The organism is Pseudomonas sp. JR33AA (genome assembly GCF_021378985.1).
In the GTDB taxonomy this organism is placed as follows: Bacteria; Pseudomonadota; Gammaproteobacteria; order Pseudomonadales; family Pseudomonadaceae; genus Aquipseudomonas; species Aquipseudomonas alloputida.
In genome coordinates, this window is the sequence record NZ_JAJSAW010000001.1 from 348,741 (window position 1) to 373,494 (window position 24,754).

General features: G+C 61.4%; 18 protein-coding genes and 1 pseudogene. 12 read left to right on the forward strand and 7 right to left on the reverse strand.

Features of this window, described 5'->3' with window-relative positions:
• The first annotated feature begins 554 nt into the window (after positions 1–554).
• The 4 genes from glnA to ntrC all read left to right on the forward strand — a co-directional run bounded on the left by glnA (position 555) and on the right by ntrC (position 5,439).
• Positions 555–1,961 carry a type I glutamate--ammonia ligase gene (gene glnA / locus LVS58_RS01535; protein ID WP_003249219.1) on the forward strand — a complete coding sequence of 469 codons (1,407 nt, stop codon included), beginning with the start codon at positions 555–557 and terminating at the stop codon, positions 1,959–1,961.
• Between the two features lie 148 nt (positions 1,962–2,109).
• Positions 2,110–2,652 (forward strand): gamma subclass chorismate mutase AroQ, encoded by a 543-nt coding sequence (gene aroQ, locus LVS58_RS01540; protein ID WP_233689606.1) that lies wholly within the window; start codon positions 2,110–2,112, stop codon positions 2,650–2,652.
• A gap of 268 nt (positions 2,653–2,920) precedes the next feature.
• Positions 2,921–4,006, forward strand: coding sequence for a nitrogen regulation protein NR(II) (gene glnL, locus LVS58_RS01545; RefSeq protein ID WP_025340937.1), 1,086 nt, complete (start codon positions 2,921–2,923; stop codon positions 4,004–4,006).
• Positions 4,003–5,439 carry a nitrogen regulation protein NR(I) gene (gene ntrC, locus LVS58_RS01550; RefSeq protein ID WP_233689607.1) on the forward strand — a complete coding sequence of 479 codons (1,437 nt, stop codon included), beginning with the start codon at positions 4,003–4,005 and terminating at the stop codon, positions 5,437–5,439. The genes glnL and ntrC overlap by 4 nt, the downstream gene beginning before the upstream one ends.
• Before the next feature lie 459 nt (positions 5,440–5,898).
• On the opposite strand, the gene LVS58_RS01555 is transcribed toward ntrC, so the two are convergent.
• Entirely contained in the window at positions 5,899–6,336 is a 438-nt protein-coding gene (locus tag LVS58_RS01555; protein WP_233689608.1) for a hypothetical protein, read from the reverse strand.
• Between LVS58_RS01555 and LVS58_RS01560 the strand changes: the two genes are divergently transcribed.
• Positions 6,335–6,796, forward strand: coding sequence for a tRNA (cytidine(34)-2'-O)-methyltransferase (locus LVS58_RS01560; RefSeq protein ID WP_233689609.1), 462 nt, complete (start codon positions 6,335–6,337; stop codon positions 6,794–6,796). The two genes, LVS58_RS01555 and LVS58_RS01560, sit on opposite strands and share 2 nt — an antisense overlap.
• Positions 6,797–6,945: 149 nt before the next feature.
• Here LVS58_RS01560 and secB read toward each other — a convergent pair whose 3' ends face one another.
• The 3 genes from secB to LVS58_RS01575 are packed head-to-tail and all read right to left on the reverse strand — an operon-like array spanning position 6,946 to position 8,140.
• On the reverse strand, positions 6,946–7,431 hold the full coding sequence (gene secB, locus LVS58_RS01565) for a protein-export chaperone SecB (protein ID WP_014592692.1): 486 nt from the start codon (positions 7,429–7,431) through the stop codon (positions 6,946–6,948).
• A gap of 39 nt (positions 7,432–7,470) precedes the next feature.
• A complete protein-coding gene (gene grxC / locus LVS58_RS01570; protein ID WP_003249204.1) occupies positions 7,471–7,725 on the reverse strand; it encodes a glutaredoxin 3 in 255 nt (84 codons plus the stop codon).
• A 1-nt stretch (position 7,726) separates the two neighbouring features.
• Positions 7,727–8,140: a rhodanese-like domain-containing protein gene (locus tag LVS58_RS01575; RefSeq protein WP_012053935.1), complete on the reverse strand. Its 414-nt coding sequence runs from the start codon at positions 8,138–8,140 to the stop codon at positions 7,727–7,729.
• A gap of 207 nt (positions 8,141–8,347) precedes the next feature.
• Between LVS58_RS01575 and gpmI the strand changes: the two genes are divergently transcribed.
• The 4 genes from gpmI to LVS58_RS01595 all read left to right on the forward strand — a co-directional run bounded on the left by gpmI (position 8,348) and on the right by LVS58_RS01595 (position 13,516).
• Positions 8,348–9,883 carry a 2,3-bisphosphoglycerate-independent phosphoglycerate mutase gene (gene gpmI, locus LVS58_RS01580; protein WP_233689610.1) on the forward strand — a complete coding sequence of 512 codons (1,536 nt, stop codon included), beginning with the start codon at positions 8,348–8,350 and terminating at the stop codon, positions 9,881–9,883.
• Between the two features lie 142 nt (positions 9,884–10,025).
• Positions 10,026–11,342: a murein hydrolase activator EnvC family protein gene (locus tag LVS58_RS01585; protein WP_233689611.1), complete on the forward strand. Its 1,317-nt coding sequence runs from the start codon at positions 10,026–10,028 to the stop codon at positions 11,340–11,342.
• A 78-nt stretch (positions 11,343–11,420) separates the two neighbouring features.
• On the forward strand, positions 11,421–12,740 hold the full coding sequence (locus LVS58_RS01590) for a S41 family peptidase (RefSeq protein WP_233689612.1): 1,320 nt from the start codon (positions 11,421–11,423) through the stop codon (positions 12,738–12,740).
• An 8-nt stretch (positions 12,741–12,748) separates the two neighbouring features.
• Positions 12,749–13,516, forward strand: a complete 768-nt coding sequence (locus LVS58_RS01595; protein WP_233689613.1) for a divergent polysaccharide deacetylase family protein — start codon at positions 12,749–12,751, stop codon at positions 13,514–13,516.
• Between the two features lie 29 nt (positions 13,517–13,545).
• Here the strand turns inward: LVS58_RS01595 and LVS58_RS01600 are convergent, their stop codons facing one another.
• The 3 genes and pseudogenes from LVS58_RS01600 to LVS58_RS01605 all read right to left on the reverse strand — a co-directional run bounded on the left by LVS58_RS01600 (position 13,546) and on the right by LVS58_RS01605 (position 20,265).
• Complete coding sequence (locus tag LVS58_RS01600; RefSeq protein WP_233689614.1) at positions 13,546–18,195, reverse strand: dermonecrotic toxin domain-containing protein; 4,650 nt, start codon at positions 18,193–18,195, stop codon at positions 13,546–13,548.
• A gap of 123 nt (positions 18,196–18,318) precedes the next feature.
• Positions 18,319–18,783, reverse strand: coding sequence for a hypothetical protein (locus tag LVS58_RS25200; RefSeq protein ID WP_173881252.1), 465 nt, complete (start codon positions 18,781–18,783; stop codon positions 18,319–18,321).
• Positions 18,731–20,265 (reverse strand): annotated as a pseudogene (locus tag LVS58_RS01605) (BCCT family transporter). Before LVS58_RS01605 ends, LVS58_RS25200 begins: the two are co-directional and overlap by 53 nt.
• A 531-nt stretch (positions 20,266–20,796) precedes the next feature.
• Here LVS58_RS01605 and betI point away from each other — a divergent pair.
• From betI to betA, 3 genes are all read left to right on the forward strand, one after another.
• Positions 20,797–21,453 (forward strand): transcriptional regulator BetI, encoded by a 657-nt coding sequence (gene betI, locus LVS58_RS01610; RefSeq protein WP_233689615.1) that lies wholly within the window; start codon positions 20,797–20,799, stop codon positions 21,451–21,453.
• 39 nt (positions 21,454–21,492) lie between these two features.
• Positions 21,493–22,965: a betaine-aldehyde dehydrogenase gene (gene betB, locus LVS58_RS01615; protein ID WP_003249182.1), complete on the forward strand. Its 1,473-nt coding sequence runs from the start codon at positions 21,493–21,495 to the stop codon at positions 22,963–22,965.
• 77 nt (positions 22,966–23,042) lie between these two features.
• Positions 23,043–24,740, forward strand: coding sequence for a choline dehydrogenase (gene betA, locus LVS58_RS01620; RefSeq protein WP_233689616.1), 1,698 nt, complete (start codon positions 23,043–23,045; stop codon positions 24,738–24,740).
• Positions 24,741–24,754 lie beyond the last annotated feature (14 nt).

Consider the following 24,754-nt stretch of genomic DNA (forward strand, 5'->3'; position numbering starts at 1 on the left):
CTCAGGATTTGACCAACTTTTGATCAGAAGCTTGCAGATAAATGTCACAGGCGGGTTTTGTGGTGGCCGTGAGATCGAGCGCCGCCCGCGCGGCGCATCGCGAGCAAGCTCGCTCCTACATCTGTTTCGGGCCAATTATGCCTGTGGTATTTGTGCGCGAACGCCTAGCGCATGACACGATATCGCGTAATACCAACAACGCGGTCGCGCGCGCCTGTCACAGGCGTAACTGGCCCGAAACAAATGTAGGAGCGAGCTTGCTCGCGATGCGCCGCGCGGGCGGCGCTCGATCTCACAGACACCACAAAAACCAAGCCATGCACACTATTGGTGCGCCACCTCAAAAACCCGCATCTTAAAGGTGCACTTTTCCCGCCTACCCCAGCGCCAAATGCCCGCAAACGCCCCCTTTTATCCCACCCTCGCCATTTTCGGGCACTGGCATGCAATTTGCTCCCTTGTGAGGCAGGTAAGCTTGGCCGACTATCCGCGCCCGGCAACACCCTTTTTCCAGGGCAGCGGCCCACCGCGCTCTAGACCATCCGGAGGACAACATGTCGAAGTCGGTTCAACTCATCAAAGATCATGACGTCAAGTGGATTGATCTGCGTTTCACGGACACCAAAGGCATTCAGCACCACGTGACCATGCCGTCGCGTGATGCGCTGGACGAAGACTTCTTCGAAGTCGGCAAGATGTTCGACGGTTCCTCCATCGCTGGCTGGAAAGGCATCGAAGCATCCGACATGATCCTGATGCCGGTCGACGAAACCGCCGTTCTGGACCCGTTCACCGAAGAGCCAACCCTGATCATCACCTGCGACATCGTCGACCCGTCGAGCATGCAGGGTTACGATCGCGACCCACGCGCCATCGCCAAGCGCGCTGAAGAGTACCTGAAGAGCACCGGCATCGGTGACACCGTATTCGCCGGCCCAGAGCCTGAGTTCTTCATCTTCGACGAAGTGAAGTTCCACTCGGACATCTCCGGCTCGATGTTCAAGATCTTCTCCGAGCAGGGCTCGTGGATGACCGGCGCTGACGTGGAAGGCGGCAACAAAGGCCACCGCCCAGGCGTGAAAGGCGGCTACTTCCCGGTTCCGCCGTTCGACCACGACCACGAAATCCGTACGGCCATGTGCAACGCCCTGGAAGAAATGGGCCAGACCGTTGAAGTTCACCACCACGAAGTGGCGACTGCCGGCCAGAACGAAATCGGCGTCAAGTTCAACACCCTGGTGAAGAAGGCTGACGAAGTACAGGCGCTGAAATACGTCGTGCACAACGTTGCCGACGCTTATGGCCGTACCGCCACCTTCATGCCGAAGCCACTGTACGGCGACAACGGCTCGGGTATGCACGTGCATATGTCGATCTGGAAAGACGGCAAGAACACCTTCTCGGGTGAAGGCTATGCCGGCCTGTCCGACACTGCCCTGTACTTCATCGGCGGTATCATCAAGCACGGTAAGGCCCTGAACGGCTTCACCAACCCGTCGACCAACTCGTACAAGCGTCTGGTCCCAGGCTTCGAAGCCCCGGTAATGCTGGCCTACTCGGCTCGCAACCGTTCCGCATCGATCCGTATTCCTTACGTTGGCAGCCCGAAAGCCCGCCGTATCGAAGCACGCTTCCCAGACCCATCGGCCAACCCGTACCTGGCCTTCGCGGCCCTGCTGATGGCTGGCCTGGACGGTATCCAGAACAAGATCCACCCAGGCGACGCGGCCGACAAGAACCTGTACGACCTGCCGCCAGAAGAAGCCAAGAACATCCCGCAAGTGTGCGGCAGCCTGAAAGAAGCTCTGGAAGAGCTGGATAAAGGCCGTGCGTTCCTGACCAAGGGCGGCGTGTTCTCCGACGACTTCATCGATGCCTTCATCGAGCTGAAGAGCGAAGAAGAAATCAAGGTCCGTACCTTCGTACACCCGCTGGAATACGAGCTGTACTACAGCTGCTGATCTGATCGGCGCCTGGCGCCGATGACAGGATCAAAACGGCCTCCCCCGGGAGGCCGTTTTTGTTTTCATACATGCGAATCAGAACGCCCCTACAAGTAGCCGTTGGTCAACTGCGCACAATCCATTCTCCTTCTGTATGGAGAACACCATGCGCCCGGCCATCACGTTACTTTGCTTGCCGTTCGCCTTGATCGGCTGCACCGCTCCTGAAGCCTCCCATCCTGAATTCAACCCACTCCTATCCAACATCGAGTACCGACTGAACCTGGCCAGCTCGGTCGCATTGCACAAGTGGGAACACAACCTTGCCGTGGCAGCGCCCGACCGCGAGCGCGAAGTCCTTGCCCTGGTGCGCCAGCAGGCCGCCGACCATGACCTCAGCCCTGAACGCGCCACAGCTTTCTTCAGCGACCAGATCGAGGCCAACAAACTGATGCAGTACACCTTGCTCGATCGCTGGATCACGCTGAGGCAGAGGCCATCAACAACAGTCCTTGATCTGGTTGACCAACTGCGACCTCGTCTGGACAAGCTTCAAACAACGCTTCTATTCGAGTTGGGGCGCTTCGACCAGCAACCTCCAGAGGACTGCGCGCGTAAACTCGCCAACGCCCTGCACGCCCGCACCAATGACCCGATACGCCACCTTGCCCTCGTCCGCGCAACCGCACAGCTATGCCCGAAACACTAGACGCGTCAATGCTCTATATTGGTGCATAAAAACGCCGAACGCTCCGCCATGTACCCCAAAAGAGGTCGCGCGGAGCGCCCGCTCAGCAAATTTTGATCCGATTGAGAGCAAATACAGGCCTTTCTCAGCTTTTTCCGCTTCTTTTCGGAGCCTTGGTTTGTTTCTTGCATTTTTTGCAGGAAGAGAGTCTCGCATCAGCGGATCCACAGCACGCCCGGCTCTGGCCCCAAAGTGCCAGGCAAGCGCCAAACGAGGTCAACGACGCCTTATGACCATCAGCGATGCACAGCACCGTCTGCTTCTGGACAACCTGACCACCGCCACGTTGCTGCTCAACGCCGAGCTGCGCCTGGAGTACATGAACCCGGCCGCAGAAATGCTACTGGCCGTCAGTGGCCAGCGCAGCCATGGGCAGTTCATCAGCGAGCTGTTCACCGAATCGACCGAGGCGCTCAGCTCGCTGCGCCAGGCGGTCGAGCAAGCGCACCCGTTCACCAAGCGTGAAGCGCAGCTTACATCGCTGACCGGGCAGACCATCACCGTCGACTACGCGGTAACGCCGATACTGCATCAAGGCCAGACCCTGCTGTTGCTCGAAGTGCACCCGCGGGACCGGCTGCTGCGCATCACCAAGGAAGAGGCTCAACTGAGCAAGCAGGAAACCACCAAGATGCTGGTGCGCGGCCTGGCCCACGAAATCAAGAACCCCCTTGGCGGCATCCGCGGTGCGGCCCAGCTACTGGCCCGCGAACTGCCCGAGGAAGGGCTGCGCGACTACACCAATGTGATCATCGAAGAGGCCGACCGCTTGCGAAACCTGGTCGACCGCATGCTCGGCTCGAACAAGCTGCCGTCGCTCGCCATGACCAATATTCACGAAGTGCTGGAGCGGGTGTGCAGCCTGGTCGAGGCCGAAAGCCAGGGGTGCATCACTTTGGTGCGCGATTACGACCCAAGCCTGCCGGACGTGCTGATCGACCGAGAACAGATGATTCAGGCCGTACTCAATATCGTGCGCAACGCCATGCAGGCGATCAGCTCGCAGAATGAACTGCGCCTGGGTCGCATCACCTTGCGCAGCCGCGCCCTGCGCCAGTTCACCATCGGCCACGTGCGTCACCGCCTGGTAGCGCGGGTAGAGATCATCGACAACGGCCCGGGCATCCCGCCAGAACTGCAGGACACCCTCTTCTATCCCATGGTCAGTGGTCGCCCGGACGGTACCGGGCTGGGCCTGGCCATTACCCAGAACATCATCAGCCAGCACCAGGGCCTGATCGAGTGTGAAAGCCACGCAGGCCATACCGCCTTCTCGATTTACCTGCCTCTGGAACAAGGAGCCACCGCCTCATGAGCCGAAGTGAAACCGTATGGATCGTCGACGATGATCGCTCCATCCGCTGGGTCCTGGAAAAAGCCCTGCAACAGGAAGGCATGACCACCCAGAGCTTCGACAGCGCAGACGGTGTCATGGGGCGCCTGGCACGCCAGCAACCCGACGTGATCATCTCCGACATTCGCATGCCTGGCACCAGCGGCCTCGACCTGCTGGCGCAGATCCGCGAGCAGCACCCGCGCCTGCCGGTCATCATCATGACCGCCCACTCCGACCTGGACAGCGCCGTGGCCTCGTACCAAGGCGGTGCCTTCGAGTACCTGCCCAAGCCATTCGACGTCGACGAAGCGGTCTCGCTGGTCAAGCGCGCCAACCAGCACGCCCAGGAGCAGCAAGGCCTGGATGTACCACAGAATCTGGCACGCACCCCGGAAATCATTGGTGAAGCCCCGGCGATGCAGGAGGTGTTCCGCGCCATTGGCCGCCTCAGCCACTCCAACATCACCGTGCTGATCAATGGCGAGTCCGGCACCGGCAAAGAACTGGTGGCCCACGCCCTGCACCGGCACAGCCCGCGCGCAGCATCGCCGTTCATTGCCCTGAACATGGCCGCCATCCCCAAGGACCTGATGGAGTCGGAGCTGTTCGGCCATGAGAAAGGCGCCTTCACAGGTGCTGCCAACTTGCGTCGGGGCCGTTTCGAGCAGGCCGATGGTGGCACGCTGTTCCTCGACGAAATCGGGGACATGCCTGCCGACACCCAGACCCGCCTGCTGCGTGTGCTGGCCGATGGCGAGTTCTACCGCGTGGGCGGCCATGTGCCGGTCAAGGTCGACGTGCGCATCATCGCCGCCACCCACCAGAACCTGGAGTCACTGGTGCAGGCCGGCAAGTTCCGTGAGGACTTGTTCCACCGCCTGAACGTGATCCGTATCCACATTCCGCGCCTGGCTGACCGCCGCGAAGATATCCCCGCCCTCGCCCGCCACTTCCTTGCCCGGGCCGCCCAGGAGCTGGCAGTCGAGCCGAAGATCCTCAAGCCGGAGACTGAAGAGTTCATCCGCAACCTGCCTTGGCCGGGCAACGTGCGGCAGATGGAAAACACCTGCCGCTGGATCACCGTGATGGCCTCCAGCCGCGAAGTGCTGATCGGCGACCTGCCGCCAGAACTGCTGAACCTGCCACAAGACGCTGCGCCGGTAACCAACTGGGAGCAGGCCCTGCGCCAGTGGGCCGATCAGGCATTGGCGCGCGGGCAGACCAACCTGCTGGACAGTGCAGTGCCGAGCTTTGAACGGATCATGATCGAGACGGCACTCAAGCACACCGCCGGCCGCCGTCGCGATGCGGCGTTGTTGCTGGGTTGGGGGCGCAACACCCTGACACGCAAGATCAAGGAGCTGGGGATGAATGTAGCGGGTGGGGATGATGAGGAAGGTGATGAGCACTGAGCTCTGACTTAGCCTTTTAGATGGCTGGGGCTGCTTTGCAGCCATCGCGACACAAGGCCGCTCCCACTGGATCACCCGCTGCCTCCAGGCTGACGCAGCCCTGTGGGAGCGGCCTTGTGTCGCGATGGGCCGCTAAGCGGCCCCAGCCATTTCAGCCTTCTGAATGCACCGTTCCTGTGCCGACTGCACCTCCCCAAGGCACAAATCCCCTCAAAATCCGGCCAAATCACCCGCAAAGCCCAGTATTCATGGGTTTTGCAAAACTGGCACGTCCCCTGCAATAAGTAATACATCTCCAGTTTCGGGGGCCCTGGTACAGGCAGGCCGGGTGAACCCCTCTTTTATTTGCAGCACCGCCGCTTTTGGGGACCTCGGTACAGGCAGGCCGGGCCATCCCCCCTTTCTACGCAGTACCCCTTTTGGGGACCCTGGTACAGGCAGGCCGGGATATCCCCTCTTTTATTCGTGCAGTTTCACTTGCACCCGCCAGCGCCCAGCGTCCTCTGCACCGGCCCATTCGCCGTGCAGGGGGCGCGCGGCCACCACCGTCAGCAACAAACCTTCCTTGCTGTGCTGTACCCGCCAGCTCACCGGCCTGCCCTGCAGGCTGAGCTGCCCTTGCTGCGCCTTGCCCTGGGCCTGGAACAGCAACGCCACCGTCCCTTCCACGTTCTCGCCGTGCAGCTTAGGCTCTTCGTTGAACCACAGCGCCAGGCCATCCTGCATCACTTGCACCTGCTGCAGCTCACGCTCGTCCGGCGTAGTCAGGCGACCGATCATCAGCCCCACCATCAAGCCGACGATCGCCAACGACAGCATCACCCGTGGGAAGGCCTTCGAACGCACGTCCGGTTCAGGGGTAGAATGCCCGTCATCTTCACGCTTGGAGCCGTGCATGTTTCACGTCATCCTTTTTCAACCAGAAATTCCGCCGAATACCGGCAACATCATTCGTCTATGCGCCAACAGCGGCTGCGCCCTGCACCTGATCGAACCCATCAGCTTCGAATTGGATGACAAGCGCCTGCGCCGCGCAGGGCTGGACTACCACGAGTATGCCACGCTCAAGCGCCACGAGAGCTTGGCCGGATGCCTGGAAAGCCTTGGCAACCCACGGTTGTTCGCCTTTACCACCAAGGGCTCGCACCCGTTCCACGAAGTGGCCTTCCAGCCGGGCGACGCCTTCCTGTTCGGGCCAGAGAGTCGCGGGCTGCCGGCCGAGGTGCTGGACAGCCTGCCTGCCGAGCACCGCCTGCGCCTGCCGATGAGGCCGGGGTGCCGTAGCCTGAACCTGTCCAATACCGTGGCGGTGACGGTGTATGAGGCGTGGCGGCAGAACGGGTTTGTCGGGGGCTGATGTGTCGTCTGTGCGGGCCTTTTCGCGGGTAAACCCGCTCCTACGGGCGCCGTTCCCTCGGCATGTGTAGGAGCGGGTTTACCCGCGAAGAGGTCCGCACAGGCAACAAAAAAGCGCCCCGAGAGGCGCTTTCTTGCTACCGGCAGTTATTACTGCACAGTCGGCGCTTCACCCGCTTCCTGCATACGCTGCATTTCTTGCGCGTACAGGGCGTCGAAGTTGACCGGCGACAGCATCAGCGCCGGGAACGAACCGCGGGTCACCAGGCTGTCCAGGGCCTCACGGGCGTAAGGGAACAGGATGTTCGGGCAGAACGCACCCAGGGTGTGGCTCATCGAAGCCGCATCGAGGTTGGCGATCAGGAAGATACCGGCCTGCTGCACTTCAGCAATGAAGGCCACTTCGTCACCGTTCTTGACGGTAACCGACAGGGTCAGCACGACCTCGTGGAAGTCGCCTTCCAGGGATTTCTGCTTGGTGTTCAGGTCCAGGGCAACGCTCGGTTCCCAGGTCTGACGGAAGATCTGCGGGCTTTTCGGGGCCTCGAACGACAGGTCGCGCACGTAGATGCGTTGCAGGGAGAACTGGGGGCTGTTGTCTTCTGCAGCAGCGCCGTTGGTCTGTTGGTCAGTCATGTCAGATCCTTATCCTAATGTTTTTGAATGCAGTGCAAATCAGGCCGCCAGCAGCGCGTCGAGCTTGCCGGCGCGCTCCAGGGCATAAAGGTCATCGCATCCACCGACATGGGTGCTGCCGATCCAGATCTGCGGCACCGACGTACGACCGGCTTTCTGACTCATCTCGGCGCGAACCTGCGGCTTGCCGTCGACCTTGATTTCCTCGAAGGCCACGCCCTTGCTCTCGAGCAGGTACTTGGCGCGCATGCAGTAGGGGCAGTAGTCGCTGGAGTAGACGATGACAGGCTTCATATCACTTCACCAGGGGCAGGTTATCGGCTTTCCAGCTGGAAACGCCACCGCTCAGTTTGGCTGCGTTGTAACCAGCTTTGAGCAGCTCGCGGCAAATGGTGCCGGACTGCTGGCCCATCGCGTCGACGACGATCAAGGTCTTTTCTTTATGCTTGCCCAGCTCGGTCATGCGGTTGGCCAGCTTGTCCTGCGGGATGTTCACCGCACCGACGATGTGACCGGCGGAGTATTCCTTGGCTGGACGAATGTCGATCACCAGGGCCTTCTCGGCATTGACCAGGGCTGTCAGTTGGCCGTTAGTCAGGCTCTGGCCACCACGACGGATCTCATTGACGAGCAGCAGGACCAGCAGAATGAGGAAGATCGCAACCAGGATGTAGTGATCTGTCGCGAATTGAATCAGGTGAGCAACCATCAGCGGTGTTCCAGGCGATTGAAAATGCCGGCCAGTATACACAGCCCCTTGGTGCCACCAAAGCCCGACGGGCCGGCCACGAAACCACGTTCATGTTGCTACCCCAGATGCGCCGGTCGGGGGAGTGGGACGAATTTTAGCCGCAGGTGGCGTATTTGCCCTAAAATGCGTGTCTTTATCATCTTTGAACAACCGTGAGTTTGATTGATGACGAGCACGCCCAAACCCCTGGTCCTGATTATCCTGGATGGCTTCGGCCATAGCGATATCCCTGAACACAACGCCATCTTTGCCGCCAATAAACCGGTCTATGACCGCCTGCGCGCCACCCAGCCGCATGGCCTCATTTCCGGCTCGGGCATGGATGTCGGCCTGCCGGACGGGCAGATGGGCAACTCCGAAGTCGGTCATATGAACCTCGGCGCAGGTCGTGTCGTCTACCAGGACTTCACACGGGTGACCAAGGCCATCCGCGACGGCGAGTTCTTCGAAAACCCGGTACTGACCGGTGCGGTGGATAAGGCAGTCGGTGCTGGCAAGGCCGTGCACATTCTCGGCCTGCTGTCCGATGGTGGCGTACACAGCCACCAGGACCACTTGGTGGCCATGGCCGAACTGGCCGCCCAGCGTGGCGCCGAAAAAATCTACCTGCACGCCTTCCTCGATGGCCGCGACACCCCGCCACGCAGTGCGAAGTCGTCCATCGAACTGCTCGACGGCACCTTCGCCAAACTGGGCAAGGGCCGCATCGCCAGCCTGATCGGCCGCTACTACGCCATGGACCGCGACAACCGCTGGGACCGCGTCAGCGCCGCCTACAACCTCATCGTCGACAGCGCTGCCGAGTACACCGCTGACACGGCCCTGGCAGGCCTGGAAGCCGCTTACGCCCGCGACGAGAGCGACGAGTTCGTCAAGGCCACGCGCATTGGCGAAGCGGTCAAGGTCGAAGATGGCGATGCCGTGATTTTCATGAACTTCCGCGCCGACCGCGCTCGCGAACTGTCGCGTGCATTTGTCGAGCCAGACTTCACGGAATTCGCCCGTGCACGCCTGCCGAAGATGGCGGCCTACATCGGCCTGACCCAGTACTCGGCGAAGATCCCGGCACCAGCAGCCTTTGCCCCGTCCAGCCTGAACAACGTACTGGGCGAATACCTGGCGAAAAACGGCAAGACCCAGCTGCGCATCGCCGAAACCGAGAAATACGCCCACGTCACCTTCTTCTTCTCTGGTGGCCGCGAAGAGCCGTTCGAAGGCGAAGAACGCATCCTGATCCCGTCGCCGAAGGTCGCCACCTATGACCTGCAACCGGAAATGAGCGCACCGGAAGTGACCGATCGCATCGTCGAAGCCATCGAACAGCAGCGCTTCGACGTCATCGTGGTCAACTACGCCAACGGCGACATGGTCGGCCACACCGGCGTGTTCAAAGCGGCGGTCAAGGCAGTCGAAGCACTGGATACCTGTGTAGGGCGCATTGTCGATGCCCTGGACAAGGTCGGCGGCGAGGCGCTGATCACCGCTGACCACGGCAACGTCGAGCAGATGGAAGACGAGTGCACCGGCCAGGCGCACACCGCACACACTACCGAGCCGGTACCGTTCATCTATGTTGGCAAGCGCAAGGTGAAAGTGCGCGACGGCGGCGTGCTGGCCGACGTGGCGCCAACCATGCTGAAGCTGCTGGGGCTGGAGAAGCCGGTGGAAATGACCGGTACTTCGATTCTTGTCGACGCCTGATTCGGTGTACTGGGGCCGCGAAGCAGCCCCAATTGCACATGAATTCCAGACAAACGCCCCTCTGTACCCGCAGTGAGGCGTTTTTTTTGCCCGCCCGCGCGGGCATACTAGGCCAGTCTCCATCCTTGGTACGCCAAACCCCATGCTTCGCGCCCTGATCCTCCTAGCCCTGTCTTGCCTGCTCAGCCCGGCCTTCGCCGATGAGCGCGCACAGACCCAGCAGCAACTGGACGCCACCCGCCAGGACATTGCCGAGCTCAAGAAGACGCTGGGCAAGCTCCAGGAAGAAAAAGCCGGTGTGCAAAAGGACCTAAAAGCCACCGAGACCGACATCGGCAACCTCGAAAAGCAGGTGGAGGCCCTGCAGCAAGAACTAAAAAAGACCGAGGGCGAGCTGGAGCGCCTTGATACCGAGAAAAAAAAACTCCAGAGCGCCCGCGTTGAACAACAGCGACTGATCGCCATCCAGGCCCGTTCGGCCTACCAGAACAACGGTCGCGAGGAATACCTCAAGCTGCTGCTCAACCAGCAGAACCCTGAGAAATTCGCCCGCACCCTCACCTATTACGACTACCTGAGCAAGGCGCGCCTTGAGCAACTGCGCACCTTCAACGAGACCTTGCGCCAACTGGCCAACGTCGAACAGGACATTGCCAGCCAGCAGCAACAACTGCTGGCCCAGCGCACCGACCTCGACAGCCGCCGCCAGGCCCTGGAAACCGAGCGCGCCAAGCGCCAGCAGGTACTGGCAAAGCTCAACAGCGATGTAAAGGACCGCGGTCAGAAGCTGCAAGCGCGCGAACAGGACCAAGCCGACCTGGCCAAGGTCCTGAAGACCATCGAGGAAACCCTCGCCCGCCAGGCACGTGAAGCTGAAGAGGCACGCAAGAAGGCCCTGTTGGCGCAGCAGGAAGCGGAAAAACTCCGCCAGCAGGAAGCGCTGGCCGCCGCCGCAGCCCGCGACCGGGCCCGTGAGCCTGCAGAACCAGTGGAACCGCCGAAAAAGGCCCGCACCACCCTCGGGCCGATGGTTTCCAGCGATGGCGCGAACTACGGCGGCGCTTTTTCTGCTGCGCGGGGCAAACTTCCATGGCCAGTCAATGGTCGATTGCTGGCACGCTTCGGTGATGCCCGCGGTAGCGACGCCCGGGCCAAGTGGGACGGGGTGATGATCAGCGCCAACCCGGGCACCCAGGTACGTGCCGTACACGGCGGGCGAGTGGTGTTTGCCGACTGGTTGCGCGGCGCCGGTCTTCTGGTCATTCTCGACCATGGCAACGGTTACCTGAGCCTGTACGGCCACAACCAGAGCCTGCTCAAGAACGCCGGTGATATCGTCAAGGCCGGCGAAGCCATTTCCACTGTTGGCGACAGCGGTGGTCAGGATGCAGCAGGCTTGTACTTCGCCATTCGCCAGCAGGGCCGGCCGACCGACCCGTCACAGTGGTGCCGAGGCTAATCAAATTTCTACGGCGCAGCCTGAGTGCTGCGCCGATGCTCCCCAGGGAGCGCTTACAGGATCAGGAGTTCGTTCGACATGCTGCACTCGCCTCGTCTCACCCAGCTGGCCCTGTCCATCGCCCTGGCGGTCGGCGCGCCCCTGGCCACCGCCGCAGAGCCGGCCAAGGCCGCCGCAGTGCCAGCCACCGAGGTGACCGCCAAGGCGCCGCTGCCGCTGGAAGAGCTACGCACCTTCGCCGAGGTCATGGACCGCATCAAGGCGGCCTATGTCGAGCCGGTGGATGACAAGACCCTGCTGGAAAACGCTATCAAGGGCATGCTCAGCAACCTGGACCCGCACTCGGCCTACCTCGGCCCCGAGGACTTCCAGGAGCTGCAGGAAAGCACCAGCGGTGAGTTCGGCGGGCTGGGCATCGAGGTGGGCCAGGAAGACGGCTTCATCAAGGTGGTATCGCCGATCGACGATACCCCGGCATCGCGTGCCGGCGTGCAGGCCGGCGACCTGATCGTCAAGATCAACGGCGCCCCGACCCGTGGCCAGACGATGACCGAAGCGGTCGACAAGATGCGCGGCAAGGTCGGCGAGAAAATTACCCTGACCCTGGTGCGCGACGGCGGCAGCCCGTTTGACGTGACCCTGGCCCGCGCGGTCATCCAGGTCAAGAGCGTGAAGAGCCAGTTGCTGGAGAACGACTACGGCTACATCCGCGTCACCCAGTTCCAGGTCAAGACCGGCGAAGAAGTGGGCAAGGCCCTGGCCAAGTTGCGCAAGGACAACGGCAAGAAGTTGCGTGGGATAGTGCTCGATCTGCGCAACAACCCCGGCGGTGTGCTGCAGTCGGCGGTAGAAGTGGCCGACCACTTCCTGACCAAGGGCCTGATCGTCTATACCAAAGGCCGTATCGCCAACTCCGAGCTGCGTTTCTCGGCCGACCCGGCCGATGCCAGCGAAGGCGTGCCACTGGTGGTGCTGATCAACGGCGGCAGCGCCTCGGCCTCGGAGATCGTCGCCGGCGCCTTGCAGGACCAGAAACGCGCCGTGCTGATGGGTACCGACAGTTTCGGCAAAGGTTCGGTACAGACGGTGCTACCGCTGGCCAACGACCGTGCGCTGAAGCTGACCACCGCGCTGTATTTCACCCCCAATGGCCGTTCGATCCAAGCCCAGGGCATCGTCCCCGACATCGAAGTGCGCCAGGCCAAGCTCACTGCCGATGCCAGCGATACCGACAGCTTCAAGGAAGCCGACCTGCAGGGCCACCTGGGCAACGGCAACGGCGGCGCCGACCGCCCGACCGGCAGCAGCAAACGCAAGGAGCGGCCACAGGATGACGACTTCCAGCTGAGCCAGGCACTGAGCTTGCTCAAAGGCCTGAACATCACCAAGGGCAACTGATACTCCCCATGCGTTCTCTGCTGTTTCTGCTGTTTTGCCTAACGGCCGGGGTTGCGCAAGCGGCGCCGGCCAGCAAGGCCTACATGAGCATCATCATCGACGACCTGGGCCAGAGTACCGAGCGGGACAACCGCACCCTTGCCCTGCCTGGGCCGGTGACCATGGCGATCATGCCCGATACCCCGCACGCCAGCGACTTCGCCCGGCAAGCCCACAAGGCCGGCAAGACGGTGATCCTGCACATGCCAATGGACCCGGCCACCGGGCCCTACGCCTGGCACCCGGGCACTGCCATCGAGGAACTGGCCCGGCGCCTGGATGCAGCCTTGGCCAAGGTGCCTTACGCTGCCGGCCTCAACAACCACATGGGTAGCCGCATGACCGCCCAGCGTGAACCCATGACCTGGTTGATGGGCGAGTTGCAGCGGCGTCATCTGTTCTTTGTCGACAGCCGCACCAGTGCCGCCACCGTCGCCGCAGCCGAGGCGCAGGCACAAGGCCTGGCACATGTCTCGCGGGATGTGTTTCTCGATGATGTGCGTACCACCGAGGCGATTACCAGGCAGCTTCAGCAAGGTATCGCCCTGGCCAGCAAGCAAGGGTCGGCAGTGTTGATTGGGCACCCTTACCCGCAAACGCTCGAGGTGCTGGAGCGCGAACTGCCAGGCCTGAAGAGCCAGGGCATTACGCTGGTCGAGCTGGCGCAGATGATCGCCGAGCGGAGCAACCAGGCCATGCCCGCACATGGCAAGCATGGCCGCTACAGCAACCGCTGAACGCGAAGTTCCTGCCTTGTATCGCCAGGTCAGTGGAAGGGAATGATCCCCCTGGCTTCCTCCAGCGTCAGCTTGCCACGATGAAGCCGTTGCCCCGCGATGGCTGCGAGACGGCTACTCAAGCGACGCTGACTCCAGGTTTTCAGGTGGCCGACTACAAAATTTTCACCATGGTCGCTCTGCGATTGGAAATGAAAATGTACAGCCCAGAGATTACGTCTGGTCGGCAGGCGTAGCACACGATACTCGTCAAAGGCACCGCCGTCTTGCATGATCCGGCGCTCGCTATATTCGACGGCGATCAAGCCTTCACCGTGCAAGAAGCGCAGGGCTTCGGCAGATGGGTAGCTGGTGTCGGTGTAGAGGGTAATGAGCTGGAGCTTTTTCTCCCCGCGCAACGCATCCGCATCCCGCTCCAAGGCCCTTATCAGTGAGTCGTTGCCACCCGCGGCGCGTACGGTACTCGCCGCCTGCGCCAGCTTGTCCAGATGCAGGTCGAATAACTGAGCGAGCAAGGTACCTTTGATATCGTTCTCGACATACGATTTGGCCTTCATCCGCACCGTACTGGTTTCATCCAGCAATGATTGCACCCACATGGCCAAATCGTCTGGGGGCGTTTCATCTGGCAACGAGGGCCGTACTACCTCACGCTGACGCCACTCTCCTTCAACATATTCAAATGTCGCAAGCACCGCTCCGCTGATTCCCTCACGCACCTCAAGCAGGCGCTGCCCCTGCACTTGCACCTCGGTTCCGATCTGCAACTGGCCATGTGCATTGCGCACCAGCCGCTGCGGCACGCTGGACACAGGATAAGGCGTACGCCTGGTGGGCACGCTGGCATCATCCTGCTCGCGAACAGCCTCGACCAGACGGCGGCCGGCATCGAGCTTGAGCTTGCCGACATGCTCCCGATATCGTTCGAGCATCGCCGGTTCGATCAAACTTCCTTCCTCCTTGCGAATGCGGTCGCTGTTGAGCATTGCAGCACTGTACTCATCCCAGGCTTCCTGCAGGATGACAATCCTGTCCTGCGCCGACAGGTTGGCGAAATCCAGTTCGCCGTGAGCTTCAGCCGCATTGCGCAGGCTCAGGCCCGCCAGTTCATCACGGTAGCCAACAAGGATGTATCGCCCGGCTTCATTATCAAGGTGCAAGGCTAGGTCCGTCAGGTTCAATACCTGATGGAATCGCAGCTGAACCGTGTTGAAGGTGCGCAGGGCGATTAACTGCGCAACCGTCCGCGCAGGTTCACCCGCGGCTCCGGGAATTGTGAAGTCGTCGGGTGTATCGGTCAGGAATTGATCTAGATTCTCGTAGCCCGTCAGTATGCGATCCTGCAGGTCGACAGCGGTTTGCAGCTTGAGACGGAACGCCTGGTACAAGTCGGACACTTGAGCGATTGGCTTCCCCTCCAGCGCCTGCTGCATTTCGGCTAACCCGGGGACATCCACAAGGTTCCAGAGCTCGTTGACGATGAAGTCGCTATTGCGGATGAGCCCCTCGCGAACGGTCGTCTCATGCCCCAGGAGCGCTTCATCCCACCCGCCTTTCTGCCGCTCGCTGGCATACTTGGGCTCTTTCATGCTTGCGAGTATCGGGAGTAATGCCTTTTCGGCACTGACAGCGGCTTCCAACTGCTTTATTGACTGGTCTCTGTGCTGGGAAGCTTCGCGCTCCAACTTGGTTATACGTTCATCGCATTGCTGGAGCAGCGCACGCAACTGGGCATCTTCACTCCCCTCCGGCAGGCCCGCAAGACTTGCGGCTGTCCTGCTCCTGAGGTCCTTCAGGTTTTGCAGTGTTTTCTTCGACGCCAGCGAATCCTTGGCCATCTGGCCGAATTGCTCTCTCGCGCGTTCGATCTGCTGGTCCAACTGGTTGACGCTCTCATGCAACTCTTGGAATCGCTTTGCCAGCCGAGCGCGGGTGGTGTCCCGGGGCATGCCGCCCTCCAGACGCAGTGACGCGTCCAGTCGCCAGACGCCATCGGCAAAGCTCAGCCAAGGCCCCCCTGCCCCTTGGGCGTCGACTACCCGCACACCCTCAGGTAATTGCTGTACGCGGTAGGCATCCCCGGCCAAGACGACGTATAGCGCGTCGTCGATACGGTACAAGCCCGCCGTGTCTCCACTACTCAACGGCACCCTGCCATTGAGCGACACCCCTGAACGCATTGCCTGAAGTGCTTGCCGCTGTGCAGGCGGTAACCAGTTGAAACCATTCTGGCCGCGCCAGGAAAAATCGAGCCAGCGCCCAGGAAGGCCTTCGTTGGCGAGCGCTTCCTCAGCCGGGGCGAGGGTTAGCTCGGCATAGGCTCCTCGCTGAGGCTCGGGCCCTTCAACGGCTACTGCGCCGGGCAGTTCATGGTTTGGAACTTCCCGTAGCGGTTGCCTGCCATGCAGCAACGCCATACCCAGGTTGAGCACCAGGTCGGCAACTGCAGATGTTCGGTCAAACTCGTCACCGCGCTCAAGGGCGTCAAGGTCGTGCTGCAGGGAAGCCAGCAGCTGCACCAGCCAAGCGACAGAGGCCACCGGCCCACGGATCGCCAAAGTCACCACATTGAACAGTAGCCAGGCGCCCTCACACAGTGTCTGCCAACGGTTCTCGGCGTTGGATACGGATTGCTCGTCGGCGAGCCTGAGCAGCAGGTCACGGTTGGCCCTGTAGAGCTGCTCGTCAATGTCGCTGGGCCAGTATGTGATCGCCAACTGGGCGGGCTTTGGACGCTCGGGATTGATATAGGGATCGATACCTATGGAGGTGATATGAGGTTCACTGAACCCTCCATGGTCGTATATTGGCCTGACGTTCGGCTCCATCCAGTCGAGAATACTGTCCTGCAGGATCTTCGACTCGCGTACATGACCCAATAAAGCCGGCAGATTGGGGTATTCACGTAACGTGTCACGGGCGAACAGCGGGCGATAGAGCAGTACCAGCGAAGGCTCTGCGCAATACAGTAGGTACATGCCCTGTACCTTGTCTGTATTCGCCGACGTTGCGCTGCGCTTGAACGCCAACGGAATCAATACCATTCGCGGCGTGACAGGATCGACGTGCCCGGCGCAGAAGTCGACCACACATTGCAGTCCGGCCTCTCTGATCTTTCCCCCAAGCTTGGCAGTTATCGCACTGGCGAGCAGCGCAGCACGCCATTCACCGCCCAATCGCCTGACCCGCTCCGCGCGCATGGCCGGGTCGTCCAGCTGCGTGGCGACGTAGGCAGGGTAATGGCTGCCAATATCCACCTTGTTGATGAGTGCCCTGGCAACGTCGGCATCCAGCCATTGCGGGGCATCACCGCCGCCACGCAGGTAAATGCGCTCGATGCTCGCCCCTTTGAGGGAGGCGAGGTTACCGATGGCAAATTCGGTGAGCGTCTTGCTGCCTGCGTACTCTAACGGCTCCCCGCCACCCGTGCCCGTTGCCGAGCCTCCCGGTAGCCCACGAGCCAGATAAAGGTCGAACATCAAATCGTCCGGCGAGACGTCAACCCCATGGTCGTCGTGGATCTGCTCCTCCAGCCGCTGGCGAGCGTAGTCGGTCAACGACTGGATACCCTCCAGTGCCGCCACGCCGCCCGAATCGAGCTGATGCAGCGCGATCTGCAGCAATGCGGCGCTGCAGGCAAAACTGTCCTGGGCAGCACTGGCGCGCAACCCTGGAGGCGGCACGACTGCCGGCGTGTCATTCTGGTATACCTCGAACCAGGATGAAGGATCACTGAGCTGGGCAAAACGCCGCTCCAGGGCCGGAACATCCTTGATAGCCAAATAGCGGGCTCGCTCAACCCGGTCAAGCAGCGCGTCGAGCAAGAGCGAAACTTGCTGGGCAAACACATTGCCTTCGGCCGGATAGCGTTGCCAGCGCATCTGCTCGAACGCATAGTCCTGTGCCAGTTCGTCACGCAGCGCGAGACCAAACGCGGTCAACGAGTCGAAGCTGCGCACGGTCCCCGAAGGCGCGCACCAAAGTACTACCTCGCGCTCATCCCACTCGCCGCAAACCAGCATCAGGCACTGCAACTGATCATGCTGCAGCGAGGCACTGATGAGCTGAGTCTGGACAAAATATACAGCTGGCTGGTCGTCACCGCCGTGCAGCACGCCACGGATACACGCCTGCTCCTGTGCGTCCAGACCTTGCAGCGGCAGGCCGCGCAGCAACGCTATCCTTAACAGCAACTGCAACCAGCTGTCGCGCCGGACACCGCCTTTGTCATTAGCCCTCCAGTATTCGAGCTGGGCCTCGCAGAAATGCTGGGGGAGCTGCTGCACGAGTTTATTGAGCGCAGGCGACAAGCCTGACAGCTGGCGGGTGTCGAATTCACTAATGGAGCCAGGAAAACGATAGGCCTCGGTCAGGCCGAGGTTGTAATGGCGGCCATCATCCAATGGCTCGAGGCTAAGCGGCTGCGAATCGAGCAGGGCGGCCAGTACCCGGTCCACCAAGGGGCCGTTGGTCCAGTAAGGGTTGGAGGGGGCCGGGCTGTCCAGCATTAGTGGGTCCGCCGTTGTCAAAACGGGGCTGACATCGGCCAACCAGGGCAGTTCTGAGAGCAACACGCGCAACAGCTGTTCACTGGCGACCTTGCGCAGCGTCGGGCGATCGTCGAACTGCCTGGCAACCGCCTGCCTGAAATCGAAGATTGGAACCTGGGGACTGGTCATGCTGGGTGCCTCCACCGTGAAAAACGGTAGGTTGCGGCAAACATGCCCGACACCCGCACTACATACTGCTCACTAAAGAAAAGCCCTGCACATTCGGCAGGGCCTTCACTTTAGTACACCACGTCAGCTGTAGACACGCCCCAGCACCTGGCGATGGCTCTCGAACTGATCGAGCACATCACGCACGATCTGGTCTGGGGCAAAGCCCATCAGGTCGTACTCCTGACTGCCGTCATGCAGGTAGACCTCGGCGCGGTAGAAGCGCTGGCGCAGTTCAGGCTCACCTTCGACCGGCGCCTCGCTCGACGCGGCCATATAGCCGTCAAGGCTCACTTCGTAAACGAACGGGTTGCCTTCTTCCATCATCACCCGCAAGCCCATCAGGTTGCGCGACTGGCCAACGCGGGTTTCCACCTCGAAGCCCTGCGTCTGCAGCTGTGCAGCGGCTTCTTTCAACGCCGGGCTGACCTGCTTGTCCATGAAGCGCTGCACCACGGCCTGGGTCGGCTGCAGTTCCAGCTGGGTCAGGCGTTCGCTAAAGCCGCGACGGCCACGGGCCGCCAGTTCGGCGCGCTCCTGCTCGATCACCACGTCCTGCTTCATGGCCTTGTACAGGCCGAACATGAACAGCACCAGCACCACCGAGAACGGCAGGCCCGCCAGCACGACCATGGTCTGCATGGCTTCGAAGTTACCGGCAAACAGCAGGCCGATGGTGACCAGGGTGATCACCACGGACCAGAACACCACCATCCAGTGCGGGGCGTCTTCGTCGACCTTGCCGCCGGTGCACGACAGGTTGGCCATCATCACCGCGCCGGAGTCGGCCGGCGTGAGGAACAGCACGAACCCGACGAACACTGCCACACCAATGACGATCTTGGCTGCCGGGAAGTATTCCAACAGCTGGTAGATCGACATCGAGGGCTGTTCCAGCGCGGTCTTGCCCAGTTCCACGGCACCCTGGTTGATCACCAGGTCCAGCGCGGTGTTGCCGAAGATCGAAAGCCAGGCCAGGGTAAAGCCCAGCGGGATCAGCAGCACACCCATCACCAGTTGGCGCACGGTGCGGCCCTTGGAAATACGCGCAATGAACATGCCGACGAACGGGCCCCAGGAGATCCACCAGGCCCAGTAGAACACGGTCCACAGGCCCAGCCAGCGCTCTGACTTGCCGGCTTCGCCTTCATACACATAGAGGTCGAAGGTTTTCAGCACGATGCCGTTGAGGTAGTCGCCAACGTTTTGCACGAAGCCGTTGAGCAGGTGCAGGGTTTCGCCGCCCAGCAGCACGAAGATCAACAAGCCACTGAACAGCATGATGTTCAGGTTGGACAGGCGGCGGATGCCGTTTTCCACACCCGACACCGCTGCCACGGTCGCCACGCCGGCCATGACCAGGATCACCATCAGCAGGTTGGTCTTGCTGTGGTCCATGCCGAACAGGTATTCCAGGCCGGACGATACCTGCATCGCGCCGATGCCCAGGTTGGTCACCAGGCCCAGCAGGGTGACGAACATGCCGAAGATGTCCACGGCGTTGCCTGCTGCCCCTTTTACCCAACGCTCACCGACCAATGGGTAAAGCGCCGAACGCAGTGCCAGCGGCTGGTTGTGGCGGTAGGCAAAGTAACCCACGGCCAAGCCCACCAGGGCATAGATCGCCCAGCCGTGCAGGCCCCAGTGCAGGAAGGTCAGCTGCAGGCCCTGGCGCGCGGCCTCGAGGCTGGCAGGTGTGCCTTCCGGTGGGTTGAAATAGTGGTCCAGCGGCTCGGAAGCGCCGAAGTACAGCAGCGAAATACCGATACCGGACGAGAACAGCATGCCGGCCCAGGCGCCGTAGCTGAAGTCAGGCTGGTCGTCCTTGCCACCGAGTTTGAGGCTGCCGTAGTCGGAGAAAGCCAGGTAGACGACGAACAGCAGATATCCGCAAATGACCAGCATGTAGTACCAGCCAAAGGTGCGCGTCAGCCACTTCTGGGCCACGCCCAGCACCTGGCCGGCGGTTTCGGGTACAGCGATCAGCAAGGCAGTCAGAACAAGGATCATCAGCGCAGAGGTGAAGAACACCACGCGGTTGACCCGAACCCTCTCGGCGGGGGGCTTGGTAAGTGAGGCAGAACTCATTGCACGAATGCTCCGGGCAGTGCGGCTGTGGAGGCTAATCAGTCTTCCCGAGCAATTGGTGGAATATCCCCACTGCATCAGGTGTTATAAAAGAACCCTGGAAACCGTGATCCCGAATCGATACGTTGCCAAAAACAGACAGATGGCCTGCTTAAAATGCCACGCCTCAACGGAGGTGCGCGCATTCGTCACAGGTCACCCCGCCCGCTCCAAGGGCCTGTCGCAGGGCCAATGGCCGTACGGCAGAATCTGCATTTCGCATCGCTCATGCCCGTCAACACCTTGTATTCCGGGGGTTACGCGATTTCCTGGGGTGTCAATCCGTGCCTTCTCGACCGCCTGAAAAACTGTCAATGGCACAAATTGTCGCAGAGCTTATTCTTTATTGATTGAACGTTCAATCAAAACAAAATAGACTGGCCTTCGCCGAGTCAGCCGCCTGTCGTCTGCTCGCAGGCCTGAGGAGATAGCAAGATGCCCAAGGTCGGTATGCAACCCATCCGGCGCCAGCAGTTGATCGAAGCCACATTGCAGGCGGTCGATCAGGTCGGACTGGGGGACGCCAGCATTGCGCTGATTGCCCGTCTGGCCGGTGTGTCAAACGGCATCATCAGTCACTACTTTCGGGACAAGAACGGCCTGATCGCAGCGACGATGGGTTACATCATGAGCATGCTCAACGATGGCGTCAGAGCACGTCGCCAGGCCCTGGAAGACGACAGCCCGCGCGCTCACCTGAAAGTGATCATCGAAGGCAACTTCGATGCCAGCCAGGTAAACGGCCCGGCAATGAAAACCTGGTTGGCCTTCTGGGCTTCCAGCATGCACCAGCCCGATTTGCACAGGTTGCAGCGGATCAACGACCACCGCTTGTATTCCAACCTGTGCTGCCAGTTCCGCCGCGCCCTGCCGCTTTACCATGCGCGCAAGGCAGCCCGCGGGCTGGCAGCCCTGATCGACGGTTTGTGGCTGCGTGGCGCCCTGTCGGGTGATGCATTCGACACCGACCAGGCGATACGGATTGCTTACGAATACATGGAACTACAACTGGCCAAGCAGCACACCCTGGGCACAAACGACCAGGCTGCTGACAATGCGCGCAGGGCCCTTGCCAACCCGGCAGGAGCGTGACGCGCAAGCCAAACCACACACTGCACTTGCGAGGACACTATGGCCCGTTTCGGAACGCAAAAACTCTACATTGATGGCGCTTACGTCGACGCTGGCAGCGATGCCACTTTCGAAGCCATCAACCCGGCCACCGGCGAAGTCCTCGCCCACGTACAACGTGCTACCGAGGCTGACGTCGAGAAAGCCGTCGAAAGCGCCGAGCGTGGCCAGAAAGTCTGGGCTGCGATGACTGCCATGCAGCGTTCGCGCATCCTGCGCCGTGCCGTCGACATCCTGCGCGAACGCAACGACGAACTGGCCATGCTGGAAACCCTGGACACCGGCAAGTCGTACTCCGAAACCCGCTACGTCGACATCGTCACCGGCGCCGACGTGCTGGAATACTACGCAGGCCTGGTACCGGCCATCGAAGGCGAGCAGATCCCGCTGCGCGAATCGTCCTTCGTCTACACCCGCCGCGAGCCGCTGGGCGTGACCGTGGGTATCGGTGCCTGGAACTACCCGATCCAGATCGCTCTGTGGAAATCTGCCCCGGCCCTGGCCGCTGGCAACGCGATGATCTTCAAACCGTCGGAAGTCACCTCGCTGACCACCCTGAAACTGGCCGAGATCTACACCGAAGCCGGCCTGCCAAACGGCGTGTTCAACGTTCTGACCGGCAGCGGCCGCGAAGTCGGCACCTGGCTGACCGAGCACCCGCGCATCGAAAAAGTGTCGTTCACCGGCGGTACCACCACCGGCAAGAAAGTCATGGCCAGCGCCTCCAGCTCTTCGCTGAAGGAAGTGACCATGGAACTGGGCGGCAAGTCGCCTCTGATCATCTGTGCCGATGCCGATCTGGACAAGGCCGCTGACATCGCCATGATGGCCAACTTCTACAGCTCGGGCCAGGTGTGCACCAACGGCACCCGCGTGTTCATCCCGGCTGAAATGAAGGCGGCCTTCGAAGCCAAGATCGCCGAGCGCGTTGCCCGCATCCGCGTTGGCAACCCGGAAGACGAAAACACCAACTTCGGCCCGCTGGTCAGCTTCCAGCACATGGAAAGCGTGCTGGGCTACATCGCCAAAGGCAAGGAAGAAGGTGCCCGTGTCCTGTGCGGCGGCGAGCGTCTGACTGCCGGTGACTTCGCCAAAGGTGCCTTCGTTGCCCCGACGGTGTTCACCGACTGCACCGACGACATGACCATCGTCAAGGAAGAGATCTTCGGCCCGGTGATGAGCATCCTCACCTACGAAACCGAAGAAGAAGTGATCCGCCGTGCCAACGACACCGACTACGGCCTGGCCGCCGGTGTCTGCACCAACGACATCACCCGCGCCCACCGCATCATCCACAAGCTCGAAGCCGGTATCTGCTGGATCAACGCCTGGGGTGAATCGCCGGCCGAAATGCCGGTAGGTGGCTACAAGCAGTCGGGCGTCGGCCGTGAAAACGGCGTCAGCTCGCTGGCTCAATACACTCGCATCAAGTCGGTCCAGGTCGAGCTGGGCGGCTACAACTCGGTTTTCTGAACCCTGTCTAGCTCCGCCCGTGCCACCGCGCACGGGCGTTCCCGCTCCCCGATCACCGCCAACACGAGGGTACTTTCATGTCCCAAGAATTCGATTACATCATCGTCGGTGCCGGCTCGGCCGGTAACACCCTGGCGACCCGCCTGACCGAAGACGCCGGCGTCACCGTCTTGCTGCTGGAAGCCGGTGGCCCCGACTACCGCTTCGACTTCCGCACCCAGATGCCAGCCGCCCTGGCCTTCCCGCTGCAAGGCCGCCGCTACAACTGGGCCTACGAGACCGACCCGGAACCTTATATGAACGGCCGCCGCATGGAGTGTGGCCGTGGCAAGGGCCTGGGTGGCTCGTCGCTGATCAACGGCATGTGCTACATCCGCGGCAACGCCCTGGACTTCGACGGTTGGGCAGAACTGCCAGGCCTGGAAGACTGGACCTACCTCGACTGCCTGCCGTACTTCCGCAAAGCCGAAACCCGTGATATCGGCCCTAACGACTACCACGGTGGTGACGGCCCGGTCAGTGTCGCCACGCCAAAGGCTGGCAACAACCCGCTGTTCCACGCCATGGTTGAAGCAGGTGTGCAAGCCGGTTACCCGCGCACCGAAGACCTCAACGGCTACCAACAGGAAGGCTTCGGCCCGATGGACCGTTCGGTGACCAAGAACGGCCGCCGCTCCAGCACCGCCCGTGGCTACCTGGACCAAGCAAAGAAACGCCCGAACCTGACCATCGTCACCCACGCCCTGACCGACCGCGTGCTGTTCGACGGCAAGCGCGCCGTAGGCGTAACCTACCTGGTCGGCGACAGCGAAGAACGCGTTGAAGCCCGCGCCCGCAAGGAAGTGATCGTCAGCTCTGGCGCCATCGCCTCGCCGCAACTGCTGCAGCGCTCCGGCGTCGGCCCGCGCGCCCTGCTGGAAAGCCTCGACATCCCGGTTGTGCACGACCTTCCGGGCGTTGGTGAAAACCTGCAGGACCACCTGGAGTTGTACCTGCAGTACGCCTGCACCCAGCCGGTATCGCTGTACCCATCGCTGCTGTGGTGGAACCAGCCGGCCATCGGTGCCGAGTGGTTGTTCAATGGCACCGGCATCGGCGCCAGCAACCAGTTCGAGGCCGGTGGTTTCATTCGTACCCGCCCTGAGTTCAAGTGGCCGAACATCCAGTACCACTTCCTGCCGGTGGCCATTAACTACAACGGCTCCAACGGCGTGAAGGAGCACGGCTTCCAGGCGCACATGGGTTCCATGCGCTCGCCTGCCCGCGGCCGCATCCAGGTCAAGTCGAAAGACCCGCGCCAGCACCCGAGCATCCTGTTCAACTACATGTCCACCGAGCAGGACTGGCAGGAATTCCGTGACGGCATTCGTCTGACCCGTGAAATCATGGCCCAGCCGGCGCTGGACCCGTACCGTGGCCGCGAAATCAGCCCGGGCGCCCACGTGCAAACCGACGAAGAACTGGACAAGTTCATCCGCGAGCACGCCGAAACCGCCTTCCACCCCTCCTGCTCGTGCAAGATGGGCACCGACGACATGGCAGTGGTCGATGGCGAAGGCCGCGTGCATGGCATGCAGGGCCTGCGCGTGGTGGATGCGTCGATCATGCCGCTGATCATCACCGGTAACCTCAACGCCACCACGATCATGATTGCCGAAAAGATTTCGGACAGGATCCGTGGTCGCAAGCCACTGCCGCGCAGCACCGCCAAATACTACGTGGCAGGGGATGCTCCAGTGAAAGGCAAACCGATGCGTGAAGTGAAGCAGGGCTGAGGCCTTGATCAGGG